We start from the raw sequence: 1131 nt of genomic DNA on the forward strand, positions 1-1131 counted from the left end.
GAACAAGAAGCCACGACCGCCTACAGCAAAGCCAAAAAAGAGGCCGACGGAAAACATGAAGAAGAAAAAGCCAAGGAAGAGAAAAAAGGCGGCTTCCTCGGCTGGGTGAAAGACAAGCTTGAGGCAGTGGTTGAAGTCGTCAAAAAAGCAGTCAACTTCATTTTCGAGGGCCTGAGAAAAGCGGTCAAATTTATTTTTGAAAAAGCCAAACAAGCCGTGCTGGGCATCATCGAACTGGGTCGCAGGCTGATCACGGACCTGATCAAAGGACTGGGCACCCTGCTCAAAAAGCTGGTCTCAGTGGTCTTCGCCAAGTTCCCGGGTATTGCAGCGAAAATCTGCAGCAAAATTGACGGCGTTGTAAACAAAGCGGTGAAAGCCGTTAACCAGCTCGCGCAAAAGCTCAAAACGAAAGTCACCCAGGTCATGGACTTCCTGGCTACCAAAGTGGATCAGGCCTTGGCTGTCGTGCAGAACTTCTACACGAAATTGATCTCGACCTTGGGCAACCTCCTGATCGCCGTCTTCCTCGATGTGATGGAACGGATCGGGGCGCTCGGCAAGGCAGCGAAGCGGTCATTCAGCCATTTGGAAGGCAAGATGTGGGAATATCTGCTTGGTGTGGACATTTCGAAACCAATGGGCGCAGGTGCGGCAGAAGGCGGAGCTGCAGAGCAGGCCCAGGAAGCGGGAGAGCCGCAACCGGAAGAGAAGCTTACTGCAGATGACATCGAAATGGAATCGGTCGAACAGGGCGAAATGGACCCTGAACTGGTCCGGGACATGAACCTCAAGGACGGCGAAACCAAGCAGCTTCCGGGCAGCAGCGATCCGCATACGATGGATAGCATTATGGCGGATTTTGATACCGGAAAAGCGGACAAGAGCCTCGGAGGCAAAATTGCAGACGGCGTATCGCTGCGGGCGAACAATGCCAAAATGGTGTTTGACCAGATAAAAACATATGTAATAAAATGGATGAAGAGTAATGGATTGAAGCTTTTGGCTGCGTTCATCGGGATATTGGTGGGCGTTGTTGTCGCAGAAATCGTCACGGGTGGAGCCATCACGGCAGCACTTCCGCTACTGATGAATATTCTCATGACCGTCATGGAAGCGCAGGCGATTGTA

The 1131-nt window shown here is 51.8% G+C and carries 1 pseudogene; it reads left to right on the forward strand.

Annotated features, from left to right (window positions below):
- Window positions 1–1131: pseudogene (locus tag ACX1DY_RS31380) on the forward strand (HNH endonuclease); the annotation flags it as partial.

Source organism: Paenibacillus sp. BAC0078 (assembly GCF_054483875.1).